The 21,142-nt window shown below is 46.1% G+C and carries 16 protein-coding genes; 11 read left to right on the top strand and 5 right to left on the bottom strand.

The genetic code is table 11. The features are described 5' to 3' along the window. Positions 1-40: 40 nt before the first annotated feature. The 3 genes from QT973_RS03805 to QT973_RS03795 all read left to right on the top strand — a co-directional run bounded on the left by QT973_RS03805 (position 41) and on the right by QT973_RS03795 (position 3,106). Positions 41-2,254: an ATP-binding protein gene (locus tag QT973_RS03805; protein WP_333390654.1), complete on the top strand. Its 2,214-nt coding sequence runs from the start codon at positions 41-43 to the stop codon at positions 2,252-2,254. A gap of 164 nt (positions 2,255-2,418) precedes the next feature. Continuing rightward, complete coding sequence (locus tag QT973_RS03800; RefSeq protein ID WP_333053113.1) at positions 2,419-2,718, top strand: type II toxin-antitoxin system HigB family toxin; 300 nt, start codon at positions 2,419-2,421, stop codon at positions 2,716-2,718. Then, entirely contained in the window at positions 2,702-3,106 is a 405-nt protein-coding gene (locus QT973_RS03795) for a transcriptional regulator (protein ID WP_333390651.1), read from the top strand. The genes QT973_RS03800 and QT973_RS03795 overlap by 17 nt, the downstream gene beginning before the upstream one ends. On the opposite strand, the gene QT973_RS03790 is transcribed toward QT973_RS03795, so the two are convergent. Together QT973_RS03790 and QT973_RS03785 are read right to left on the bottom strand one after the other, a co-directional pair. Then, positions 3,103-3,234 (bottom strand): hypothetical protein, encoded by a 132-nt coding sequence (locus tag QT973_RS03790; protein WP_333390717.1) that lies wholly within the window; start codon positions 3,232-3,234, stop codon positions 3,103-3,105. The two genes, QT973_RS03795 and QT973_RS03790, sit on opposite strands and share 4 nt — an antisense overlap. After that, positions 3,215-3,439, bottom strand: coding sequence for a helix-turn-helix transcriptional regulator (locus tag QT973_RS03785; protein WP_333390715.1), 225 nt, complete (start codon positions 3,437-3,439; stop codon positions 3,215-3,217). The genes QT973_RS03790 and QT973_RS03785 overlap by 20 nt, the downstream gene beginning before the upstream one ends. 184 nt (positions 3,440-3,623) lie before the next feature. On the opposite strand from QT973_RS03785, the gene QT973_RS03780 reads away from it, so the two are divergent. Together QT973_RS03780 and QT973_RS03775 are read left to right on the top strand one after the other, a co-directional pair. Beyond that, entirely contained in the window at positions 3,624-3,824 is a 201-nt protein-coding gene (locus tag QT973_RS03780; protein ID WP_333146849.1) for a hypothetical protein, read from the top strand. Positions 3,825-4,420: 596 nt separating this feature from the next. Continuing rightward, on the top strand, positions 4,421-5,887 hold the full coding sequence (locus QT973_RS03775; protein ID WP_333209668.1) for a response regulator: 1,467 nt from the start codon (positions 4,421-4,423) through the stop codon (positions 5,885-5,887). A gap of 356 nt (positions 5,888-6,243) precedes the next feature. Here QT973_RS03775 and hisG read toward each other — a convergent pair whose 3' ends face one another. Further along, complete coding sequence (hisG, locus tag QT973_RS03770) at positions 6,244-6,888, bottom strand: ATP phosphoribosyltransferase (protein ID WP_333053122.1); 645 nt, start codon at positions 6,886-6,888, stop codon at positions 6,244-6,246. Between the two features lie 198 nt (positions 6,889-7,086). On the opposite strand from hisG, the gene QT973_RS03765 reads away from it, so the two are divergent. The 6 genes from QT973_RS03765 to QT973_RS03740 all read left to right on the top strand — a co-directional run bounded on the left by QT973_RS03765 (position 7,087) and on the right by QT973_RS03740 (position 18,923). Beyond that, positions 7,087-7,344, top strand: a complete 258-nt coding sequence (locus QT973_RS03765) for a hypothetical protein (protein WP_333053123.1) — start codon at positions 7,087-7,089, stop codon at positions 7,342-7,344. A 668-nt stretch (positions 7,345-8,012) separates the two neighbouring features. After that, on the top strand, positions 8,013-8,378 hold the full coding sequence (locus QT973_RS03760) for a response regulator (RefSeq protein ID WP_333058429.1): 366 nt from the start codon (positions 8,013-8,015) through the stop codon (positions 8,376-8,378). A gap of 256 nt (positions 8,379-8,634) precedes the next feature. Continuing rightward, the gene (locus QT973_RS03755) at positions 8,635-9,138 is read left to right on the top strand and encodes a chemotaxis protein CheW (RefSeq protein ID WP_333080154.1); all 504 of its coding nucleotides are present in this window, start codon (positions 8,635-8,637) and stop codon (positions 9,136-9,138) included. A 90-nt stretch (positions 9,139-9,228) separates the two neighbouring features. Then, positions 9,229-15,021, top strand: coding sequence for a PAS domain S-box protein (locus QT973_RS03750; RefSeq protein WP_333390649.1), 5,793 nt, complete (start codon positions 9,229-9,231; stop codon positions 15,019-15,021). 430 nt (positions 15,022-15,451) lie between these two features. Beyond that, positions 15,452-18,265: a hybrid sensor histidine kinase/response regulator gene (locus tag QT973_RS03745; RefSeq protein ID WP_333272466.1), complete on the top strand. Its 2,814-nt coding sequence runs from the start codon at positions 15,452-15,454 to the stop codon at positions 18,263-18,265. Positions 18,266-18,443: 178 nt separating this feature from the next. Then, complete coding sequence (locus tag QT973_RS03740) at positions 18,444-18,923, top strand: chemotaxis protein CheW (RefSeq protein WP_333231679.1); 480 nt, start codon at positions 18,444-18,446, stop codon at positions 18,921-18,923. Between the two features lie 65 nt (positions 18,924-18,988). Here QT973_RS03740 and QT973_RS03735 read toward each other — a convergent pair whose 3' ends face one another. Both QT973_RS03735 and QT973_RS03730 read right to left on the bottom strand, forming a co-directional pair. Next, positions 18,989-20,236 (bottom strand): adenylate/guanylate cyclase domain-containing protein, encoded by a 1,248-nt coding sequence (locus QT973_RS03735; RefSeq protein ID WP_333058419.1) that lies wholly within the window; start codon positions 20,234-20,236, stop codon positions 18,989-18,991. A 234-nt stretch (positions 20,237-20,470) separates the two neighbouring features. After that, positions 20,471-21,055, bottom strand: coding sequence for a PepSY domain-containing protein (locus QT973_RS03730; protein ID WP_333055591.1), 585 nt, complete (start codon positions 21,053-21,055; stop codon positions 20,471-20,473). Positions 21,056-21,142 lie beyond the last annotated feature (87 nt).

Below are 21,142 nucleotides of genomic sequence, written 5' to 3'. Positions count from 1 at the left end.
AGGGGTTATACAATAACTCTTGCCATATCCCTAGAAAGTTATGACAACGAAACTAAGAGCTACACACACAGAGAAAATGGAGAGAGACTTGCACCAGTTGAGGGCAGACCAAGAACTGATTCTCAATCAAGTAGACAATGCGATCGCTCTGTTCGACTCGTCTGATTGCTTAGTTTTGTTTAACAAAAAATTGGCGGGAATCTGGGAACTGTCCCCAGAATGGCTGGAAACAAAGCCGAAGTGCCACTTGCTGTTTGCGGAAATTGTCGATCGGGGTTACTTGTCCCTTCAGCAGTGGCAAGAGTTTCAGCAAGCACTCGAAAAATCTCAGGATGAAAGTTTATCATTTTATTTCGAGCAATCCAATGCGGTTTGTTTGGAGGTGTGCGCCACGATTACCAACAGCGGCGGACGGCTATTTACCTTTCGAGACGTTACGGTATACCGAAACTCCCAAGCTAGCTTGAACGCAGAAGTCAGGCGGCTTAGCTTTCTTTTAGGTTTAACTGAACGCCTGCAAAAGTCTGACAGTTTGCAAGAAATAGGTCAGTTTGCCCTCACCTATTTAGTAGAGGCAATGAATGCAGCTTTCGGAGATGTCAAGGTGATTAACGGCAAGGGAAACGATCGGCAAGCGTCGGGGATTTGCAACCAAGTTTCTAGTCAATTTTTGGCTACTTACGGGGAACCAGTAGTCGCAGGAATGCAAGAATTGCTCGACCAAGGCATTCCCTACGGCATCGGTTTACTGTGGGAAGTGGTGAAAACTGGTAAACCTGTGTTTGTCGAGGATTATGCCCAACATCCCAATGCCGTGCCGGAATTTCGGCATCCGGGAATCGGACAACTGGGTATTTTTCCGATCGCAGCTACCAACGGCACAATCATCGGAGTGCTGACGCTGGAGTCCCGCAACATCAAAAAACTGCAAGCCGCCGTCCACCAAGACGTACTCGAAGCTGCTTGCCGGACTCTGGGGGCGGCGATCGAGCGGGCTCAGACACAAGAGAACTTGCGCCAAGTTAATGAAGAATTAGAGTATTCTTCTCAGTTGAAATCCGAGTTTTTAGCCTCAATGTCCCACGAATTGCGGACGCCTCTCAACAGCATTCTCGGCTTTTCTGACTTGCTGCTGCGGCAAACGGCCGGACAGTTGAGCGATCGACAAATCAACTATGTAGAACTGATCGAAAAAAGCGGTCAGCACTTGTTGCAGCTAATCAACGATATTCTCGATCTTTCTAAAATTGAAGCCGGGAAAGTAGAACTCAACTTACAGCCTGTTCGCGTTCAAGAACTGGCGACAGACTGTATGAAAATGATGCAGCCACGGGCAGACAAAAAGCGGATCGGTTTGTCTTTAGAACTCGACAACCGTATTACTAAAGTTTGGCTCGACGAAAGGCGAGTGCGACAAATTGTGATTAATTTACTTTCCAATGCCATCAAATTTACCCCCGAACAGGGACAAGTTAAACTCAGCGGGCGTCTGGCCTACGGCAGCGAAATAGACGGCGACTACCGACCGGATTGTTCTCCTGTAAATGCCAGCACTCCTTATTTTTGTTTTGAGGTAAAAGACTCCGGCATCGGCATTCCTCAAGACCGCTGGCACTTGCTATTTCGACCTTTTCAACAGGTGGATTCTTCCCTGACTCGGAGGCACGAAGGTACAGGTTTGGGTTTGGCTTTGACTAAGCGTTTGGCAGAATTGCACGGGGGAACTGTTTCTTTTCAATCTGTTTGCGATCGGGGAAGTCTTTTCCGCGTTTGGCTGCCGTTGACGGAGATGCGTCAACAGTTGGGAAACTTTGCTTCTTGTGCTTTGGATACCAAGTTAGTTCCTGCTTCTGCGATCGCTTTACCAATTGCCAGCAAGCGAATTTTGGTTGTTGAAGACCAGCTTTTTAACCAAATGTTAATTTCTGAGGTGATGGAATTGGAGGGGTACGGGGTAGAGATACTCGCGGATGGGAAGGCGATGGCCGATCGTATTCTCGCAGCCTCTGCAGCCCCGGAGTTGCTGCCGGATTTGATTTTGATGGACATTCAGTTGCCGGATGTTGACGGCTTTGAGTTGATGCGCCGAGTTAAAGCAGATCCTGTCTGGGATTCGGTACCGATGATTGCGGTGACGGCGATGGCTATGCCCGGTGACAGTGAGCGATGTTTGGAAGCAGGCGCTTCTGCTTATTTGAGCAAGCCGCTGGATTTGAATTTGACGATCGCTACTATCCGTTCTTTTCTCACTTAAACAGCATTTATACAAAGCTTGTCAAAGTAACTGTTAGCTTGCACGGGATGAGAAAAGCTTGTCCATCAAAGTGCCAATAAAAATTTGCTTGAAATGATTTAGACGCGCTATATAATAGATGATGACGGGATTCAGACATCTAGAAAATATCATAATGATAGCTAATGCACGTTATCAGTCGGAAAAAATTAAGAGACTACTGCCAAAGTCACGCTGATTCCTGCGAAGCGCTCGATGACTGGTATAAAATTGCCAGTAAAGCAGCCTGGACTAATCTTGTTGAAGTTCAAGCTGTTTATCTCAAAGCTGAAGCAGTTGGAAATTTTACAGTTTTTAATATCAAAGGAAATAAATATCGCTTAATCGCGAGTATTAACTATGAGAAGCAAATTATTTATATAAAATACGTTTTCACTCACGCCGAGTATGACAAGGAAACCTGGAAAAATGACTATTACTTTTGATCTAAAAATTTACAGTAGCTTGCTCTCTCAATATCAGCCTCGAATTATCAAAACTGAAGAGGAAAACGAGATATTTTTGGAAATTGTTGAAGAATTACTCTCACGTCCAAATCTGACTCCAGAAGAAGATGCGCTATTAGAATTGCTGGTAAAACTGATTGAGGATTTTGAAGAGCGGCACTATCAAATTCATACATCAACGCCAAAGTCAAGGCTGCTGCATTTGATGGATGCTCGGAGTCTAGAAGCAGAGGATTTAGTAGAAATTATGGGTTCGAGTGAGGCGGTAGTTGAGGTAATTAACGATCGGCTAGAAATCAGCAAGAAACAAGCTGAGGCTTTGGGGAGGTTTTTTCACGTCGATCCGGGGTTGTTTTTGTTCAATTAAGCGATCGCACTCTGTAATGTCTCGGAGGGCGATCGCATCCAAGTGGATTGATTTGATGAGGGTGGGGGCGATCGCACCCCTCCTATAAAAATGAACAAGCGATCGCACTCACTCCTCAAAAGAACCATCCCCAAGCAATTCCAACAACTCATCCCAAGAACAGCCAAATGTTTCCTTAATACGGCTAACTGGGTCTATTTCTATCTTCGCCATTGGCTGCATTGCATAACGGCGAACGGTAGTGTATGTGACACCAGAACGTCTGCTTAGTTCGTTAAGGCTCCAGTTCCGCTCTTCGCAAAGCTCTTTGACTCTAACTTTTACTCGATACATACCCATTAGCTTATGAGTATTTCAGTGTCAGAACTAGAACTTTCACACCTACGTATTTAAGCATACGCATTGACGTATATGCGCTAGCGCTATAAAATGAATAATCAAGTCAAAAGCCAGCGCCTCTACCTACCAAGTGTCCGCGCTGGCTCTGGCTCCCTTTTGCAATGGAGATAAACCAATTATGACCTATAAAGAGTGCCTCAAGCCTTGGGCGGTTGCCCGTTTGCTTCCCAATTTGCAATGGGCGATTGTCGGGCGATACCGCAATCGATCGGACGCTGACGGACATCTTCAGTTGTGTCGCCAGCGAGTCCCCGATATCCGATTGAAAGTTGTGTTTGCTTTGCCCGATCGCACTGATTTGACACCTCATGGTCGATAACCGATCGTAGGAATCGGTTTTTTAGACAGAACTTACGCCAGGGCCGACAAAGAAACCGGGTTTTTTACCTAATCTGCGGACTACAGCAGAGGATTTTCGTAAAAAAACCCGGTTTCTGGCCACCCGTGCGTCCAAGACTATTAGGGAAAAAGAAAACAGCCCCACGTGAGGCTGTCTTCGATCGCACTATTGTATTTGCCACTGCTGGGCCTCCGACTTTTCCAACTGCCACTAATGCTGGGTTCACTGCCACAGAGGTGTAATTTATTACATTTCATGATGCGAAACGCTAAACTCAATAGTAGATAAATTTTAGATTGAATGTAAAATCAACTTATATTAACCTAACTCAACTATTTCGGCGATCGATCGGGGACATCTCTTTTCAGAAACGAGGGGAAAGACTAAAGAACACAACACAATCAGTTCTGGACGCTATTAGACTAAAGAAACCGGGTTTTTTACCCCGATTAAAAGTCTGTATGCAGTATTTTCGGAAAAAATCCGATTTCTAGGCGATCGTGCGTCAATCCTAGCTAAATACCTAAATCCTTTGTCCTTGCCGATCGGTGGCCAAACTTTACCTATCATATTCCATGTCAAACAAGTCGCCCTGCATCATGTTGGTTGATGACGAGCCAGCTAATCTTATTTTACTGGAAGAGTTATTGCACCTAAAAGGATACGCTACAGTATCAGCGCTATCTGGCCATGAAGCGCTCTCGCTTGCCCGCGCCTCTCGACCCGATTTAATTTTACTAGATATTATGATGCCGGAGATGGACGGTTTTGATGTGTGCGATATCCTACGGAAGGATACGGAATTGCAAACTGTACCGGTGATTTTTTTAACTGCCCTCGATGACGATATATCTCGCATCAAAGGGTTAGAAATGATGGCAGATGATTATTTGACAAAGCCTTTTAACAGTCGCTTGTTGCTGGCGAAAGTGGAAAATATTTTGCAGTTGAGTCAAATGCGATCGCAAGCAGTATCTTCCCAATTCCACCAGCAGGTAAAAGAGCAAAGCAAACGCCAAATCGCCGCAGCTTGGGAAGCCAACGAATATCTGTCAGAAAAATTTCAGCTATTTGTGCCAGAGCAACTTCTCGAACGAATTGCGCCGCAAGGAATAGAATCTATTCAGTTGGGCAATGCCACAGAAGAAGAGCTGACTGTTTTATTTTGCGACATTCGCGGGTTTACTGCGATCGCCGAATCTCAACAAGCTCGCGAGACTTTTGAATGGTTGAACGCTTTTTTTACTAAAATGAACGAGTGCATCACGTCTCACGGCGGGTTTATTGACAAATACCTAGGCGATGCAATCATGGCAGTATTTGACCAGCCAAATTCTCACGCCATGAATGCGATCGAAGCCGCAGTAGCAATGCAAGAAACCTTGCAAGAATTTAATGCCAGTCGCCACCAATACAATTTAGAATCTCCCGTCAATATTGGTACGGGAATTAACACAGGTATCGGCATGATCGGCACTTTAGGTTCCGATCGCCGCATGGACTCTACAGTCATCGGCGATGTGGTAAATACAGCTTCTCGGTTAGAAAATTTAACTAAAATATACGGCTGCCAAATTATTGTTAGCGAAAATGCCATTGTTCATGCGAGAGAATTTCTAAATGGCATAAGTTCCAACTCCCACTCAAAAGAAAGTCTATTATTAAAGTGCGACTTAGAAATGGAAACACAGGAGAGTATTATTTCTACTTCTGGGGCGACTGCTGCTGACAGCCATTTGCCCAGCAACAATTATTACTATCGCTGGATCGATCGAGTAACGCCGCGCGGCAAACAGCAAGCTATTGAAATCTACGAAATCTGGGCAGCCTCTTGTCCCGACTCTGAGGCAAAGCAGCTTACCCAGGGTTTATTTGACAAAGGAATTCAAGGATGGCAATCCGAAAGATTTGTCGCAGCCTTGGGATATTTTCAGCAACTAATCGAACAAAACCCTGCTGATACAGTCGTCAGTTTTTATATCAATCGCTGCCAGGAAAAACTAGGTTTTATACCTGTAAGTAAGCGCTCAGAAATCAACTAAATAGAACCAGTTCGTACTGAGGATTTCAGTCCTATTTCTTACGGCAAATACTAGCTCATAAAGATTTAACTTTTAGGGCGGGCGAGAAGCCAAAACCCTACTTCCCACAAGAGTTTAGAACTCTGGAAAAAGTCGCTAACTATCGTGAATTAAATAACTTACAAATTTAATTGTTATTGTGGGATGGGCTCTTATAGCCCATCCAAAAAGGACGGGCTATAAGAGCCCATCCCACTTTCAAGAGTGGAAGTTATTTAATTCTCATTCCTAACTATCGTGAATTGTATCTGCGTTGCGTCTGTGCTTTCCCTATTACTGAAAGATTTATGCCATAAGTCTACTCTAATTTTAGACCATCAAACAGCGGTCAAAACTTGCTCTCTCAACTTCCCGATCAACTCATTCACCCCCCCCGCATTCAAACGGTAACTCAGAGGATGACCGATTAAATAAGCCGAACTTTCAAACAAAACATCAATTTCCACCAAACCATTTTCTCGCAAAGTTTTGCCAGTCGAAACCAAATCCACAATTGCCTCCGACATACCCGTAATAGGCCCCAATTCCACAGAACCGTAAAGCGGCACAATTTCCACCGGCAAATTCAAATTGTGAAAATATTCCCTTGCACAGTGTACGAACTTAGAAGCAACTCTCCCGTGAGGAGGCAAATCCACCGTTCGTCGATAAGAACTAGATTCCTTCACCGCCACAGACAGCCGACACTTGCCAAAATTTAAATCAATTAAATTGGCAACTTTCGGCTTTTTTTCCCGCAAAACATCATAGCCAGCAATCCCCAAATCCGCTTGACCGTATTCCACATAAACAGGTACGTCGTGCGTCCTTACTAGCAAAGCTTTGGCAGTGCCCGTCGGGTCATAAATTTGAAGTTGTCGGTTCGAGGAATCGAGAAAAGCACTGAAGTCTAATCCAACCGATTTAAACAGCCGAATGCTATCTCCTAACAGTCCGCCTTTGGGAAGTGCAACAGTAATCATGTCAATTTTTAGAGGGTAAATTTCTTAATTTGGGAAGGGGGCGATCGCGGTCTAAGCAGAAACAGCTTTTACCAAACTCAGAATAACACATAGAGTTCATAGCAAAAAATAAATTTCGGGTATTGCTCGATCCTTGATTTGAGGATATATTATATTTAGTAATTTTTTATTTAGTCACTTTTTTCAATGGCGGTCGGTATGGAAAATAATCAAGAATTTGAAGAAAATTTTCACAGTGTAGACCAGGATTCCCTGAAAAAGATTACAGTAGATGAAATCCTCTCAGGCGGTGGTGTAGAGAGGGAGGAAATGGACTATACAGTAGCTGTACCTAGCGCTAACCAGGCAAGGGTTCCCAGGGACAGAGGCTTCTCCTCTCATGTGAAATCAAGCGTTTTCGATCGCGCCCCCCGATCGAAGTTTGCAGAAAAACGCGGAACGCTGGGAGGCTGTTAATTTGACAACTCTGGGCCCTAGAAGGGCAGAGATTCTTGTATCATTCAGTCCACTTAGGATCGCGAATTAAATAACTTACAATTTTAATTGTTATTGTGGGATGGGCGTCCCGCCCGTCCGTTTTGGACGGGCGGGACGCCCATCCCACTTTCAAAAGTGGAAGTTATTTAATTCTCATTCCTAATAGCGACTGCTCAGGGAGATTGTGCTGTATTTTAACAAGAAAAACTTATTTGAATACCTGTAGTAATCTCGCTATGGCTCCTTTTAAATTGCTATTAATTCCGATACTTAAATATTTTAGCACCCTCATTTAGGCACTGTCCACAACTAGATTATTGGGAATCAAGCTAAAAAAAATACGTAGAATATCCGGCTTTTGTCTGCTTAGGGAGCTTTCTACTGAGAGTAGTTGGTTTCAAAACAGCGAATTACCACGAATCAATTACTAATTGCCGATTAATTTATTCAGAGCGATTCTGTTAGTCAAGTAAATTTTTATCGTTTTTTATCGCTGACAGCTAACCTTCAGCCCTAGGATCGGCTATATAATGTATTTGGAAGTACATTAATTTGTCCGCAAAGCGGTATAGTCCCATCGCCGCCGATCGCGTCAGCTTCTAAATAAACATAGTCCGCTGTCAATAACAGCAAGGAAGTGGGGAATCATGTCCAAAATTTTAGTAGTGGACGACGTTAAGAGCGAACTAGAAATTATCTGCCGCATTCTTCAAGATGCCGGATTGGATGTGATGCGGGCAGGTGACGGCGAAGAAGCGATCGCCCTGATCCGCAAAACCCCTCCGGCTTTGGTCGTTTTAGATGTAGTGATGCCACGAATGAACGGGTTTGAAGTGATCAGAGAATTGCGGGGCGATCGCACAACTGCCAAATTGCCCGTAGTATTTTGTACTCATAAAAACACCGAGATCGATAAAGCTTGGGGAACTGATTTAGGGGCCGACGCTTACGTCAGTAAACCCTTTGAACCTCAACAACTCGTCCACATAGTGCAGCGCCTGCTTTCAGCGTAAACCGAATATAAAGCGATCGGCCGCTTCCCAAAAAACATTATACCGACAAACCCCGTTTTTTTTAATAAACTGGGTTTTTGAATTCCATAAAAGTTTATGTTTAATGATAAAAACCTGCTTATTTGCCCAACCGCGATTTATTTAACGGAAACATTTGAGGCACCCAAAGTGATGCTGAAAAACTCGATGGGCGATCGGCTTTAGGGTCAAAGCAACACTCTAATTTGTAAGCTACACTAGAAACTAAAAATAAGCCATGAAAATAACGGCTCCCCCCGCTGGGGGGAATCAGACAAGTGCAACAAAGCAATTTCTCCTGTTCGGTCAAGGAGGCAGTCTGTTCGGCATAGAATTAGATGCAGTGCGGGAAGTCCTTTCCCTCAAGGAACAACCGATTTCCCTGGTTCCCAATACCCAGCCATTTTTGCTGGGATTAACCAACTTGCGGGGCGAAATCTTAGCAGCGGCAGACTTTGGACTGTTTGTAGGTATTGAGTCGGTTGACACCTACCACCCAAACAGCCGCATCTTAGTGGTAGAAGCGCCCGATCCACGAGACGTGAGATTGTTGTCGAAAATGCGCCTGGGATTAGCCGTCTCCCGCGTCGAAGGAGTTTTACCTCTCAATCCCGATCGCATTGTCTCAGCACTAGATGTCAGTCCTGACCTAGCTCCATTCTTAAAAGGTCTGTACAATTCCGAAGGACGCTTGCTAATGATTGTCGATGTAGAAGCGATCGCCCATTCCGAACGCTGGTAAAAATCAACAATACAGATAAGTCTGCAACGGCTGTGCATGAATAAATTTAACTAACGATCGCCCGCATCCGATTTGCCCATCCTTAATCTTATGATCGAAATTCTCTATACCTGGATCGCAACGACTTTCACCCTGACGTTGCCTGACTTCTCCCAATCGGTGGTAACTGGAGCTGCTAATTGCATCATTTGTGTGTGTTACTTTGCCATCGCCTGGATAATCAGCTTAGGTTTGTGGCGAAACCGTCAATTCGGGTTCGACATCTTCGCCACAGCCACAGCAGGCATATTTTGGAGCTGCGCTTTCGGCCACAGCGGCCACGCCGCCGAATACCTAGGGCTGCCCCACTCTCAGGTGGCACAAAGTGTGTTCGATTGGATAACTGTAATGGTGGCGCTCGTTTTTTTGAGTTTGTCCAACCGTTACGGATTCTTAGTAGGTTCCAAGCAAATCTTGAGCTCTAAAAAAGAAACAGAACAAGCACTGAGCGAAACTACCCAGCGATTTCACGCAATCTTCGACCAAGCTTTTCAAGCGATCGCAGTATTAGATCCAGACGGTACTCTGATCGAAGCAAATCAGACAGCGCTAGAATTGGGCGATTTCCAAGCATCAGAAGTGCTGGGGCTGAAATTTTGGCTGACACCAGGGTGGGCATCATCTCCAACCAACCAGCAGCGCCTAAAAACGAACATTAAACAAGTCTCGGCAGGCAAGTTTGTCCGGGAAGAATACGAAATCACCGGCCCCAACAACCATGTGACAGTAATTGATGTGTCCTTTAAGCCCCTGTTAAATGAAACAGGAGAAGTATTTCAAATCCTCGCCGAAGGCCGCGACATTACCCAGCGCAAACAGACAGAAGCGACCTTGCAGCAGCTAACGGCAGAACTAGAGCAGCGAGTGAATGAAAGAACCGAGCAGCTCCTGCAAACTAATGCACAATTGGAACAGGAAATTCGCGATCGCACCGCAGTCCAAGAGCAATTAAAAGCCTCAGAACAATTCTTAAACAACATCCTCAACAGCATCCCCGACCCGATTTACGTCAAAGACAAACAGCACCGCTGGTTAATATTAAACGATGCTTTTTGTCAACACCTAGGTCACAGCAGAGAAGAACTAATTGGCAAATCCTACGACCAGTTTTTGCCCAAACAGGAAGCAGAGACATATCGAAAAAAAGACGAATTAGTTTTTTTGACAAATACCAGCACCGAAATCCAAAAAACTATCACAGACCAAGCAGGAAACACCCGCTTTGTCTCCGCCAAAAAATCTACCTTTGTAGATGCCGACGGTAGACAATTTCTCGTTTGCGCGATTAGAGATATCACCAATCGCGTGCAAATGGAAGAACAACTGCGGCAGACACTGGCAGAAGTAGAAAGCTCCCAAAACTTGCTGCGAACAGTCATTGACGCTACGCCAGACTGCATTTTTGTCAAAGATCGAAACTTGCGCTACACCCTAGTCAATGCAGGTTTCGCCGCCGCCTTCGGCAAAACCCAAGCAGAAATTATCGGCAAAGACGACGCAGAAATTGGTATATCGGTCGATCGCATCTTCGCCAACTTCCAGGCCGAAACCGATTCCGAGAACCAAATCCAAAACTTCCGGGCCGGCAACCACCTCGCGCCCGCCTCCAACGACTTAGCCACCTTAGCCGACGGCAAAGTACACACCTTCGACACCCAGAAATTGCCCCTCAAAGATGCAGAAGGCAACATTTTAGGAATGGTCGGCTTCGCGCGCGACATCACACAGCGCCGGAAATCTGAACAAGAACTCTTGCGATTCAAAGCAATTTTAGAAACCACAACAGACTGGGTAGGCATAGCCGACACCCAACAGCGCACCATTTATATCAACCGCGCAGCCAGAGAAATGTTGGGAGTTGGCGAGGACGCCGATTTAACCGGAATCCGCATTTCTGACCTGACATCCCCCAAAAGTATCGACACTCTTGTGAACGTCGGCATCCCCGCAGCTTGCCGGGACGGGGTGTGGAGCGGCGAGACAGTTTGGCAGAGTTTAGACGGCGAAGAAATACCAGTTTCTCAAGTAATTGTTGCCCACAAATCCGAGAATTCAGAAGTTGAATTTATCTCAACGATCGCCCGCAACATTACAGAACGCAAGCGCACAGAAGAAGCCTTGCAGCAGAACTTGCAAATGCTCGATCTTGCCAGCGATGGCTTGATCGTTCGGGATATGGACGGCACCATTAATTATTGGAGTCAGGGAGCCGAACGGATGTACGGCTGGACAAAAAAAGCCGCCCTGGGGAAAGTCACCCATACTCTATTGCACACCATTTATCCCCAGCCTTTAGCCGCTATTTCGGCACAGTTAGAAGAGCAGGATTATTGGGAAGGAGAATTAATTCACACCACCAATTATGATACCAAAATTACCGTATTCAGTCGCTGGAATTTGCAGCGAGACGAACAGGGAAAACCGAAAGCAATTTTAGAAACTAACAACGACATCACGGAGCGCAAGCAAGCAGAAATCGAAAAGCAAAGATTGATTTCGCTAGTAGAAAGTAGCTCTGATTTTATCGGCACGGCTACCCTGGAGGGAGAGGCAACATACCTGAATGTCGCGGGAATGAAACTAGCAGGATTGCCAAATATTGAAGAAGTCAAAAGCAAAAGTATGTATGACTTCTTCTCAGTAGAAAATGGTAAGATTTTCCAAGAAGAAATCGTGCCGGCTACTGTGCGAGACGGTTTTTGGCAGGGTGAATTCCGGTTGAGGAACTTTCAAACCGGCGAAGACTTTCCGGTTGACTTCACCCTATTTACGGTCAAAAACCCAGAAACCGGCGAGCCGATGGGGTTCGCAACAGTTAGTCGCGACATCACCGATCGCAAACGCGCAGAAGAGATGCTGCGCGATCGCGAAAGACTGTTCCGAGCCATTTTTGACCAATCGTTTCAATTAGTGGGGCTGCTCAAACCAGACGGAACCGTTTTGGAAGCCAACCAAACAGCCCTCGACATCGCCGGAATGGAGCGCGAAGACTTCGTAGGCACGCAGTTTGCAGATAATTTGTGGTGGCAAATTTCCCCAGAAGCCAAGCAAAAAGTGCAAGCTGCGATCACAAAAGCCGCCGCCGGCGAGGTTGTCCGCTACGAAGCCGACGTGCTCGTTGCTGGGGGTGCTGTGATAACTGTGGACTTCTCCCTCAAGCCGATCGTAGACGACAGCGGCAAAGTCGTGCTGCTGATTCCCGAAGCTCGCGACATCACCGATCGCAAAGCCCTAGAACGAGAATTAGTTTTGCGTCAAACCCGGTTTGACGCATTTTTCACAGCCGCCCCGGCCTCAATGTTTATTTTTGACGAGCAGTTGCGCTTCGTCCAAGTTAACGAGAAATTAGCGGAAACCACAGGCGTCTCAGTTGCCGAACACCTCGGCAAGACGGTGAGGGAAGTTGTACCCCAAATGGTCGATACCCTACAGCCGATGTTGCAGCAGATTCTCGCCACCAACCAACCGTTTTTAAACGTTGAGGTGTCGGGTACAACCGTCAACGAACCGGGCCTCGTGCGAGATTGGCTGGCGTCATATTTTCCTTTGCCCGGAGCTGACGGCAAACCCATCGGTGTCGGCGGTGTGGCGATCGAAATTACCGATCGCAAAAAAGCAGAAGAAGAGCGCGATCGATTTTTTACCCTTTCCCTAGACTTGATTTGTATTATAAGTTTTGAAGGCAAATTCAAGCGTATCAATCCCTCTTGGGAAAACACACTCGGCTACAAGGCGCATGAACTCGAAGACAACTATTATATCGATTTAGTCCATCCAGACGATCGCGAATCAACCCGAAAACAAGCGGAAAAAGTAGCTAGTGGCGCCGAATTAAAATCTTTTGAAAATCGCTACCGCTGCAAAGACGGTTCCTACAAGTGGCTGTCGTGGAAAGTGCGACCTGAAACCGAACAACAGCTCATGTATGCAGTCGCTCGCGACGTTACTGAAAGCAAACAGGCGATGGTGCAACTGGAAAAAACAACAGCCCAATTAGCCCGTTCCGAAGACCAATTTCGGCAACAAACCAATCTCTTGCAACTGCTAATAAATAGCATTGGCGACGGCATAATTGCTGCCGACGAAAAAGGCAATTTTGTGTTGTTCAATCCCGCCGCCGCAGATATCTTTGGCACGGGTTCGACAGATACTCTTCCCGACGAATGGTCGGCAAGATACGGTTTATTCTTGCCCGATACGGTAACTCCCTATCCCACAGCCGAGATCCCCTTAACACGGGCAATTAGAGGAGAATCTCCTGAGAACGTAGAGGTTTTCACCCGCCACGCAGGGAATCCAGAGGGCCTGTGGGTGAAAATTACCGGCCGGCCGCTCAAAGACGAAACGGGCGCACTCAAAGGCGGCGTAGTCGTTTGCCGCAACGTCACCCAGGAAAGATCGTCCCAGCAGCAAATGCAGCAGTTGGCCGAGACACAGGAACGCTTGCTGCAAGAACTCAAAACGCGGCAAAATGCCCTAGACGAATCGGCGATCGTCAGCGAGACCGATCTGCAAGGCATGATTACCTACGTCAACGACGGATTCATTGAAATCTCCGGTTACAGCATGGGAGAACTCCTGCACCGCAACCACCGCCTCGTCAATTCCGGCTACCATCCCAAATCATTTTTTGAAGAAATGTGGGTGACACTTTCTCGCGGTTTGGTGTGGAAAGGGGAAATCAAAAACCGACGCAAAGATGGCTCGTTTTACTGGGTAGATTCGACGATCTCCCCCATCTTTGATACCAGTGGCACAATAGTCAAATATATCGCCATTCGCTTTGACATTACCGAGCGCAAAGAGGCAGAAGAACGACTAGGAAAATTAGCAGCAGAACGTAAAGCTGAAGCTGATTCTCTGACGCAGCAAGTCCTTAAATTGTTGGGAGAAATTAAAGGCGCGGCTCAAGGCGACTTGACAGTCAGGGCGGAAGTGACTAACGATGTTTTAGGTGCTGTCGCCGACTCTTTCAACTTCTTAATCGGTTCTCTGCGGAAAGTAGTAACGGGAATTCAAACTTTAGCCGAACAGGTAACATCTGCCACCGACGAGTCAATTAACAATACCAGTCAACTCACCCAACAGGCAGAAATTCAAGCAGCAAAAATATCTGCCATCATGCGCGAAATAGAGCGGATTGTGAATTCGATCCGCGACGTGCGAGATGTTTCGGTGCGGGCCGAAACAGTGGCTCAGCAGTCTTCTCAAACGGCTGAAGTCGGCGGTATGGCGGTCGATCGAGCTGTCGAAGGCATTAACGGGCTCCGGTTGACGATCGCCTCTACCTCGAAAATGATGAAGCGTTTGGGCGAATCTTCGCAGCAAATTGGCAAAATTGTGACTTCGATTTCTCAACTTGCTTCGCAAACTAATTTATTAGCTCTGAATGCTACTATTGAGGCGGCGCGAGCCGGCGAACAAGGTTTAGGCTTTGCAGTTGTTGCCGAAGAAGTGCGGAAATTAGCAGAAAGATCCGCCGGCGCTACGGAGGAAATCTCGGAAATTGTCGGTACAATTCAAGAAGAAATCAGCCGCGTGATGAAGGCAATGGAATCGGGGACGCTGGAGGTAGTGGAAGGCACTAAGCTAGCAAGCGAAGCTAAAACCCACCTCAATGCCATCATCGAAGTTAGTCGAGAAATGAATGCTTTGGTGCAGAATATTACTATTGCATCTGCTAAGCAAACTGTTTCTGCTGAGGGAATTGCTAACAGTATGCAGCAAGTCAACGAGATTGCTAATACTACCGCACAAAAAGGTGCGGATGTCAAAGCATCTTTGGACGAGTTGTCTGGTTCTTTGGGCCAATTGCAAAAGTCGGTGGCGAATTTCCGCAGTTAGTTATTCGTCATTAGTCATTAGTCATTAGTCATTGGTCATATTAAATCCGGTTAAATACCACAATTCTGTAGGGGCGGGTTCATCAAAAATCTTGAATTATTACCGACAATCTGCATAAACCCGCCCCCTCTCCCAACGCAAAAAGTGCGCTCGCATTTCTGTCGTTGGGGCAAGAAACCGGGTTTCTCCGAAAAATTCGGGTTGAGTACGATAAATCTAGGAAGAAACCCGGTTTCTCCGAAAAATTCGGGTTGAGTACGATAAATCTAGGAAGAAACCCGGTTTCTCCGAAAAATTCGGTTTGAGTACGATAAATCTAGGAAGAAACCCGGTTTCACCAGATTATTTGGGTGGTGCGGGTTGAAATGAACCGGACATAATATAAGAACTGACTAATGACTTATGACTGCTAACTAATGACTAATTTAATATGAATGATGACGATTTAAACGAATTAATAGATGCTTTTACCGCAGAATGCGAAGAGTTTCTTCAGTCAATGGAGACGAATCTGCTGGCGATGGAAGCTGCGGGTTTGAAAGAGCGACAAGCTGCCGTTAAAGAAATGTTTCGGGCGGCTCACTCGATTAAAGGTGCGGGTTCGATGTTGGGCTTTCAAAACGTATCGGCGGCGGCTCACACGCTGGAGGACTGTTTTGTCATTTTGCGCGATCGCACAGACTTGGCGGCCCTGGAACCGACTACTGTGAGTGTTTTGCTGCAGGGGGTGGATGCTCTCAAAAAGATTACGATCGAATCAGTTCAACACTCCGATGTCACAACTCCGGATCAAACGGAAAACTTGGAGGCGATCGCCCAAATTTTCGCCCAGTTCCAGGCCAAGTACGGCAAGTCAGAACCGTCGCCAGTCACCGCAGCCAGTCAATCGCCCGCCCAGGAAACCCTGAAACTGATTTTTGAACAGCAAGTGCCGGCACTCTTCAATCGCCTAGAAACCGAGCTTTCCCAAGCTGACGAGGCAGATTTGGCAACAACTGTCACCGCCCTCAAGCAGGTTTACTACCAACTCTCCGGTTTGGCTGGAATGCTGCAATTGCCGGATTTTGGGAAAGTCGCCGCCGCCCTCAGCGCTTTGATCGACTCTCCCGACTTGACTCTACAACGGTTGCAATCCGACGGTTGGGCGATCGCCCAAAACTTGCAAACCGCACGCCAACAAATATTGGAAGGAAGGGCGATCGACATCCCCGAAATCTCCCCCTCTCCCACTCTCCCACTCTCCCCCACTCCCACTCCCCCCGAAATCTCCCCCTCCTCCACTCTCCCCGAAATCTCCCCCTCTCTCCCAGTCCCCAACCCGCAAAGGCCGACAATCCGGGTAGACTTAGAACGCTTAACTGAATTGGTGAATCTAGTCGGGGAATTAGTCATCAACCGTACAAATTTAGAACTTCAAGAATCCGAACTGCGGGGCGAAGTCAAGCGCATCCGCCGCAACATCGTAGATTTGAACCAATTCGGCGGTCAGTTGCGAGAAGAATACGACAGACTGAGCTTTGCAGAGTGGAGAGGGGGAAACGGGAACTCTGGATTGGGAAAACTTGCAGCCGCAGAAACAGAATTCCCCATGATTGCTAACGGCAAATCCTCTCCGGCCCATGCTCACTTCGATATCTTAGAGATGGATCGTTATACAGAGTTCCACTCGACAGCCGCCGAAGTCATCGAAACTGCCCAAGCAATTTCTCAATCCGCCACCAAATTAGACACCTTAGCCATGAAATTCGAGCGCAGTACCGACCAACTGCGCCGCATTACCGAACAACTACGCAGCCGCGTCATGCAGTTGCGAGTCGTGAGTTTCAGTCGCGCCGTCGATCACTTGCCCAGAGCCCTGCGGGAGATGTGTATCACATACGATAAAGATGTCAACCTGCTGCTAGTGGGAAGAGATACCAAAATAGACGAAAGTTTGCTCGATGCTTTGCGCGATCCCTTAATACACTTAGTGAGAAACGCTTTCGACCACGGCATCGAAATTCCCGAAGTTCGGAAAGCAAGCGGCAAGCCGGCCAGCGGTCAAATTGAAATAGAAGCCCGCCACCAAGGCGGCCAAACTATTATTACTGTCGCCGATGACGGCAAAGGCATTGACCCGGAAATGATTCGCCGTAAAATTGTCACAAAGGGTTTGGCTACGGAGGAACAAGCTCAAGAATTTTCCATTGCCGAACTCTACGATTTTCTGTTTTGGCCGGGTTTCAGCACTACAGAAGGGGTCAGTGACCTTTCGGGGCGAGGAGTCGGGCTCGACGTGGTGCGAACAAATTTGCGGACTGTGCGGGGGACTGTGAAGGTAGACTCTCGCCTGGGAAAAGGTACGAGTTTTATCATTAAACTGCCACTGCTGCTGTCGATTACTGATGCTTTGATGGTGAAGACAGATCACAATAAAATAGCAGTGCCGCTGGATGCAGTCGAGGAAATTCTGCACATTAAAGCCTCGGAAGTTCACATTGCCGGCAATCAGCCGATGCTGTGGTGGCGGGAAGAATTTATTCGTTTGGTGAGGATGCAAGATTTGCTCGAATACAGCGTCCTCCCGCCGGATGCCCCCTCTCCTGACCCTTTGACCCAAGAGGAAATTCCTGTCCTGGTTTTGGCTTCTACCGAAGGAATGCTGGCGGTGGCCGTGGAACGGCTGATCGGTCAGCAGGAAATTGTGGTTAAACCTTTGCCACCGCCTCTATCCAAGCCTCGCGGCGTTTTGGGGACTACGATTTTGGGGGACGGGCGCGTGGTGAATATTCTGGATGTGGACGATTTGGTGGGCCAACCTGTGGTAAATAGTTCGATCGCCGCTGTCTCCGGTAAAGTGCAGGAGATGCCGGCGAGTGCGAGTCGGTCACCGCAGATTTTGGTAGTGGATGATTCCTATACAATTCGCCAGTTGTTGTCTCTGACGCTGACTCGTGCTCGCTACCGGGTGGTACAGGCGAAAGACGGCGTGGATGCCCTGGAAAAGTTGCAAAATGGTCTTGATTGCAGTTTGGCGATCGTGGATATTGAAATGCCTCGGATGGATGGATTTGAATTGTTGCGATCGATCAGATCGACCCAGCGGTTTGCTAAGATTCCCGTAGCCATGCTGACATCCCGTAGCGGGCCCAAACATCGGCAAATGGCAATGGAATTAGGCGCCAATCAATACTTCACCAAACCTTACAGCGAAGCCCAACTTTTACAAGCTATACCCAAATTAATCCACCACTCAATAATTTAAGCCAAAATCTCAAATCTCCACTCAAATAATCCCTAATCTCAAACAAAACTTAGATCAAAAGTAATTGCACCAGCGAATAATAGTGGTCAACTACGCAGCCGACTTACCTACTAAAATCCAATAATCTTCAATCCAATAATCCTCAATCTAAAATCTAAAATCTAAAATCTAAAATCGAATGACTCACGCCAATTACAATCGCCGCTTTCGGAGCAAGAAACAAGCCACTGTTAGAATTGCCCCTAAAAAAATGGTTTCCTTTGAACTGGGGAACGTCTACTATGCTGTTCCTATAGAACGAGTGCAGCGTATTGTTAAAGACTTTACTCCCTACGGTTTTTTAGATAGCGGTCAAAGTTTAGTGCGACACCAAGAAGAACTAATTACGCTGATTAGTTTATCTAAAATATTTCCCAGCATCCAGACTATTGCCGACAACAACTACCTGATTGTTTGCAGTTTAAATAAGAGCGATCGCCTGGGAATTCCGGTTCCTAATATGCCGAAAATATTGGAAATATCCGAAGAAAACTTCTGCGAAATTCCCGAATTGTACCGCCAAGATCAACTCCCTAACGCCGTAGAAAAGTTAATTCGCTCGCCAGACGGTACAGAAGTTTTTTATCTAAACTTAGAGCTATTTCACCAGAGGATATAATCAGAGTTTTCTGATTGAATATATCGCCATTTTTTTACTCTATGTTCGCAATCCGTGACGGCTAGCTATATTAACCGCCATGCAATTAAAGCTGCTGTTTTACCTTTAGCCACTATCGGTTCACAAGGTTCCACCGTTAGATGTTGTGACATCCCTTGATAAACAGCATCAGAAATAGTAATTGCACCACCAGGCGTGGCACTTTCTAAGCGTTTAGCTGTATTGACAACATCACCAATCACCGTATAAGTCCGAACATCTGCACCGCCAAATAGCCCTTCAATAACGCTTCCGCAATGCACCCCGCATCCCGCACCAATTCCATATAATTCAAGCATTTCTGAAGCAGCTTTACTCATAGATTTAGCCGCAGCAATTCCCTGTTGTGGCGTAGCATAAATAGCCATAATTTCATCGGCTGTAAAAGTTATTCTTAAAGGCTGAAACTGAGAAGCTGCTGGTTCAACACAACGGTAATATTCATTGAGAACCGCTGCAACTGTCTCAGGGGAAGTTTTTTCGCACCAACTTGTAAAACCGCGAATATCCATAAATAAAATCGTGCGATCGCACTTTTGAAAAGCCAAACCTGCTGGATTATTAAGCGCTGTGTCTACTACATGACTTCCCATTCCCCATTTTGCCATATTTCCTAGTAGTTGAGCTGTTTTTTCTAGCTGCTTTCTTTGTTTTACAATCTGTAGTGACTGCAACCCCAAAAGCAAACCGATAAACACCATACTCCAAGTAAGAAACCAGTGCGTTGCCGTCCGCGAAAATGTCACTATCAATTCTAAATTAGCAATTAAATATTGAGACTTAATCCCAATCACAACATAAAAAGCTACCACCATCAGAGCCCTTACCAAACTTTCCAGTGGAATCAGCCAATCATCAATACCCTTAGCCCAATGGAATCGCAATCCTTGCAAAGTAGCAATCATCAGAGAAAATAACCAAAAGACAATGTGACTCAGATTTTGGAAAAAATCTAGCCCGTCTATCGGCACATCAATCAGCGTATAGATACCAACGCAGATCAGGTTTCCCCAAAAACGGTGGCATTTCGAGCTCGACAGATACCAAGCCTGAACAAGCATTGCTACTATCAGTAAATATTCAGTTGGGTCTGTGATAAATTGGAACAAACCCGCTAATATCAAGTCTGATAAAGTCTTCAGAATTAAAAAGTGACCGCTGTTACTTAATACTTCACTGAGAAATGCACTGGTGCGACTTCCTTGTAGCCGACTTTCCCATACATTTTTTGAATTTAGACTTTTTTTTGCCGTTTCAATACCTCTATTCATCATCTTAATTAAAGGTCAGTGACCAGATAATTATTGTATACCAGTTCCCCAAAAAAGATGCAACTGTAAAGAGGATTAAAACCACGATATTCATCAGTCATTCCCGGAAAAAAAATCTATAGCGGTTCTCAAAAAAGTGAGATATGCCCTATGCCCTATGCCCTATGCCCTATGCCCTATGCCCTATGCCCTATGCCCTATGCCCATGAGTACCTCATTTTTCTGAGAAAGGCTATATTAGCTATCTTCCTCTGTTGTTTGCGGGCGACGTTTCCGAAAAATACCAGTCATATTGATTCCTGTTACCAGCAGCAAAATCACACCCAAACCCACCAAAAACACATAGATTGGCATCAAAAAATCTCCCAAATATTCTCCTTGGTGGATATTCAAAAAAACTTCTCCTACCTCTTTCGGCATCTTAAACCAGCTTCTGCCAACTCGATAGATTACACCTGTCACCGTACTGACTGTTAAAGGCAATAAAATAATCGGTGCAGCAATACGGTGAACCTTACGAAAATCAAGTTTAGCACCTGGTCTTTCAGGGCGTGCGCCACCCAAAAATTTGGTCATCGTCAAACCAGTGACTATCAGCCCAATCACTCCCAAAGCCAGCAAAAGCACATAAAAAGGTCTGAGTTCCTTTCCGAGATAGCTTCCTTGGTGAATCACCATAAAAATCTCGGCAGCATCATCTTCTATACCAAACCAACTTTGTGCGAGCCGATAGGTAACACCAGTTAATGCAGTCAATAGTAAAGGGATGAAAATAATCGGTGCAACTTGGCGGTGAAGTTTGCGAAAATTAATCCTAGCCATCTATTTATTCTCCTATTTTTTAGAGGTTTTGTTGTTGACAAATCAGATTCTCTTGGACGCACGGGTAGGCAGAAACCGGGTTTTTGC

This window comes from Microcoleus sp. Z1_A1 (genome assembly GCF_036700305.1).
GTDB lineage: Bacteria > Cyanobacteriota > Cyanobacteriia > Cyanobacteriales > Microcoleaceae > Microcoleus.
This window is presented reverse-complemented; position numbering and strand designations above follow the sequence as displayed.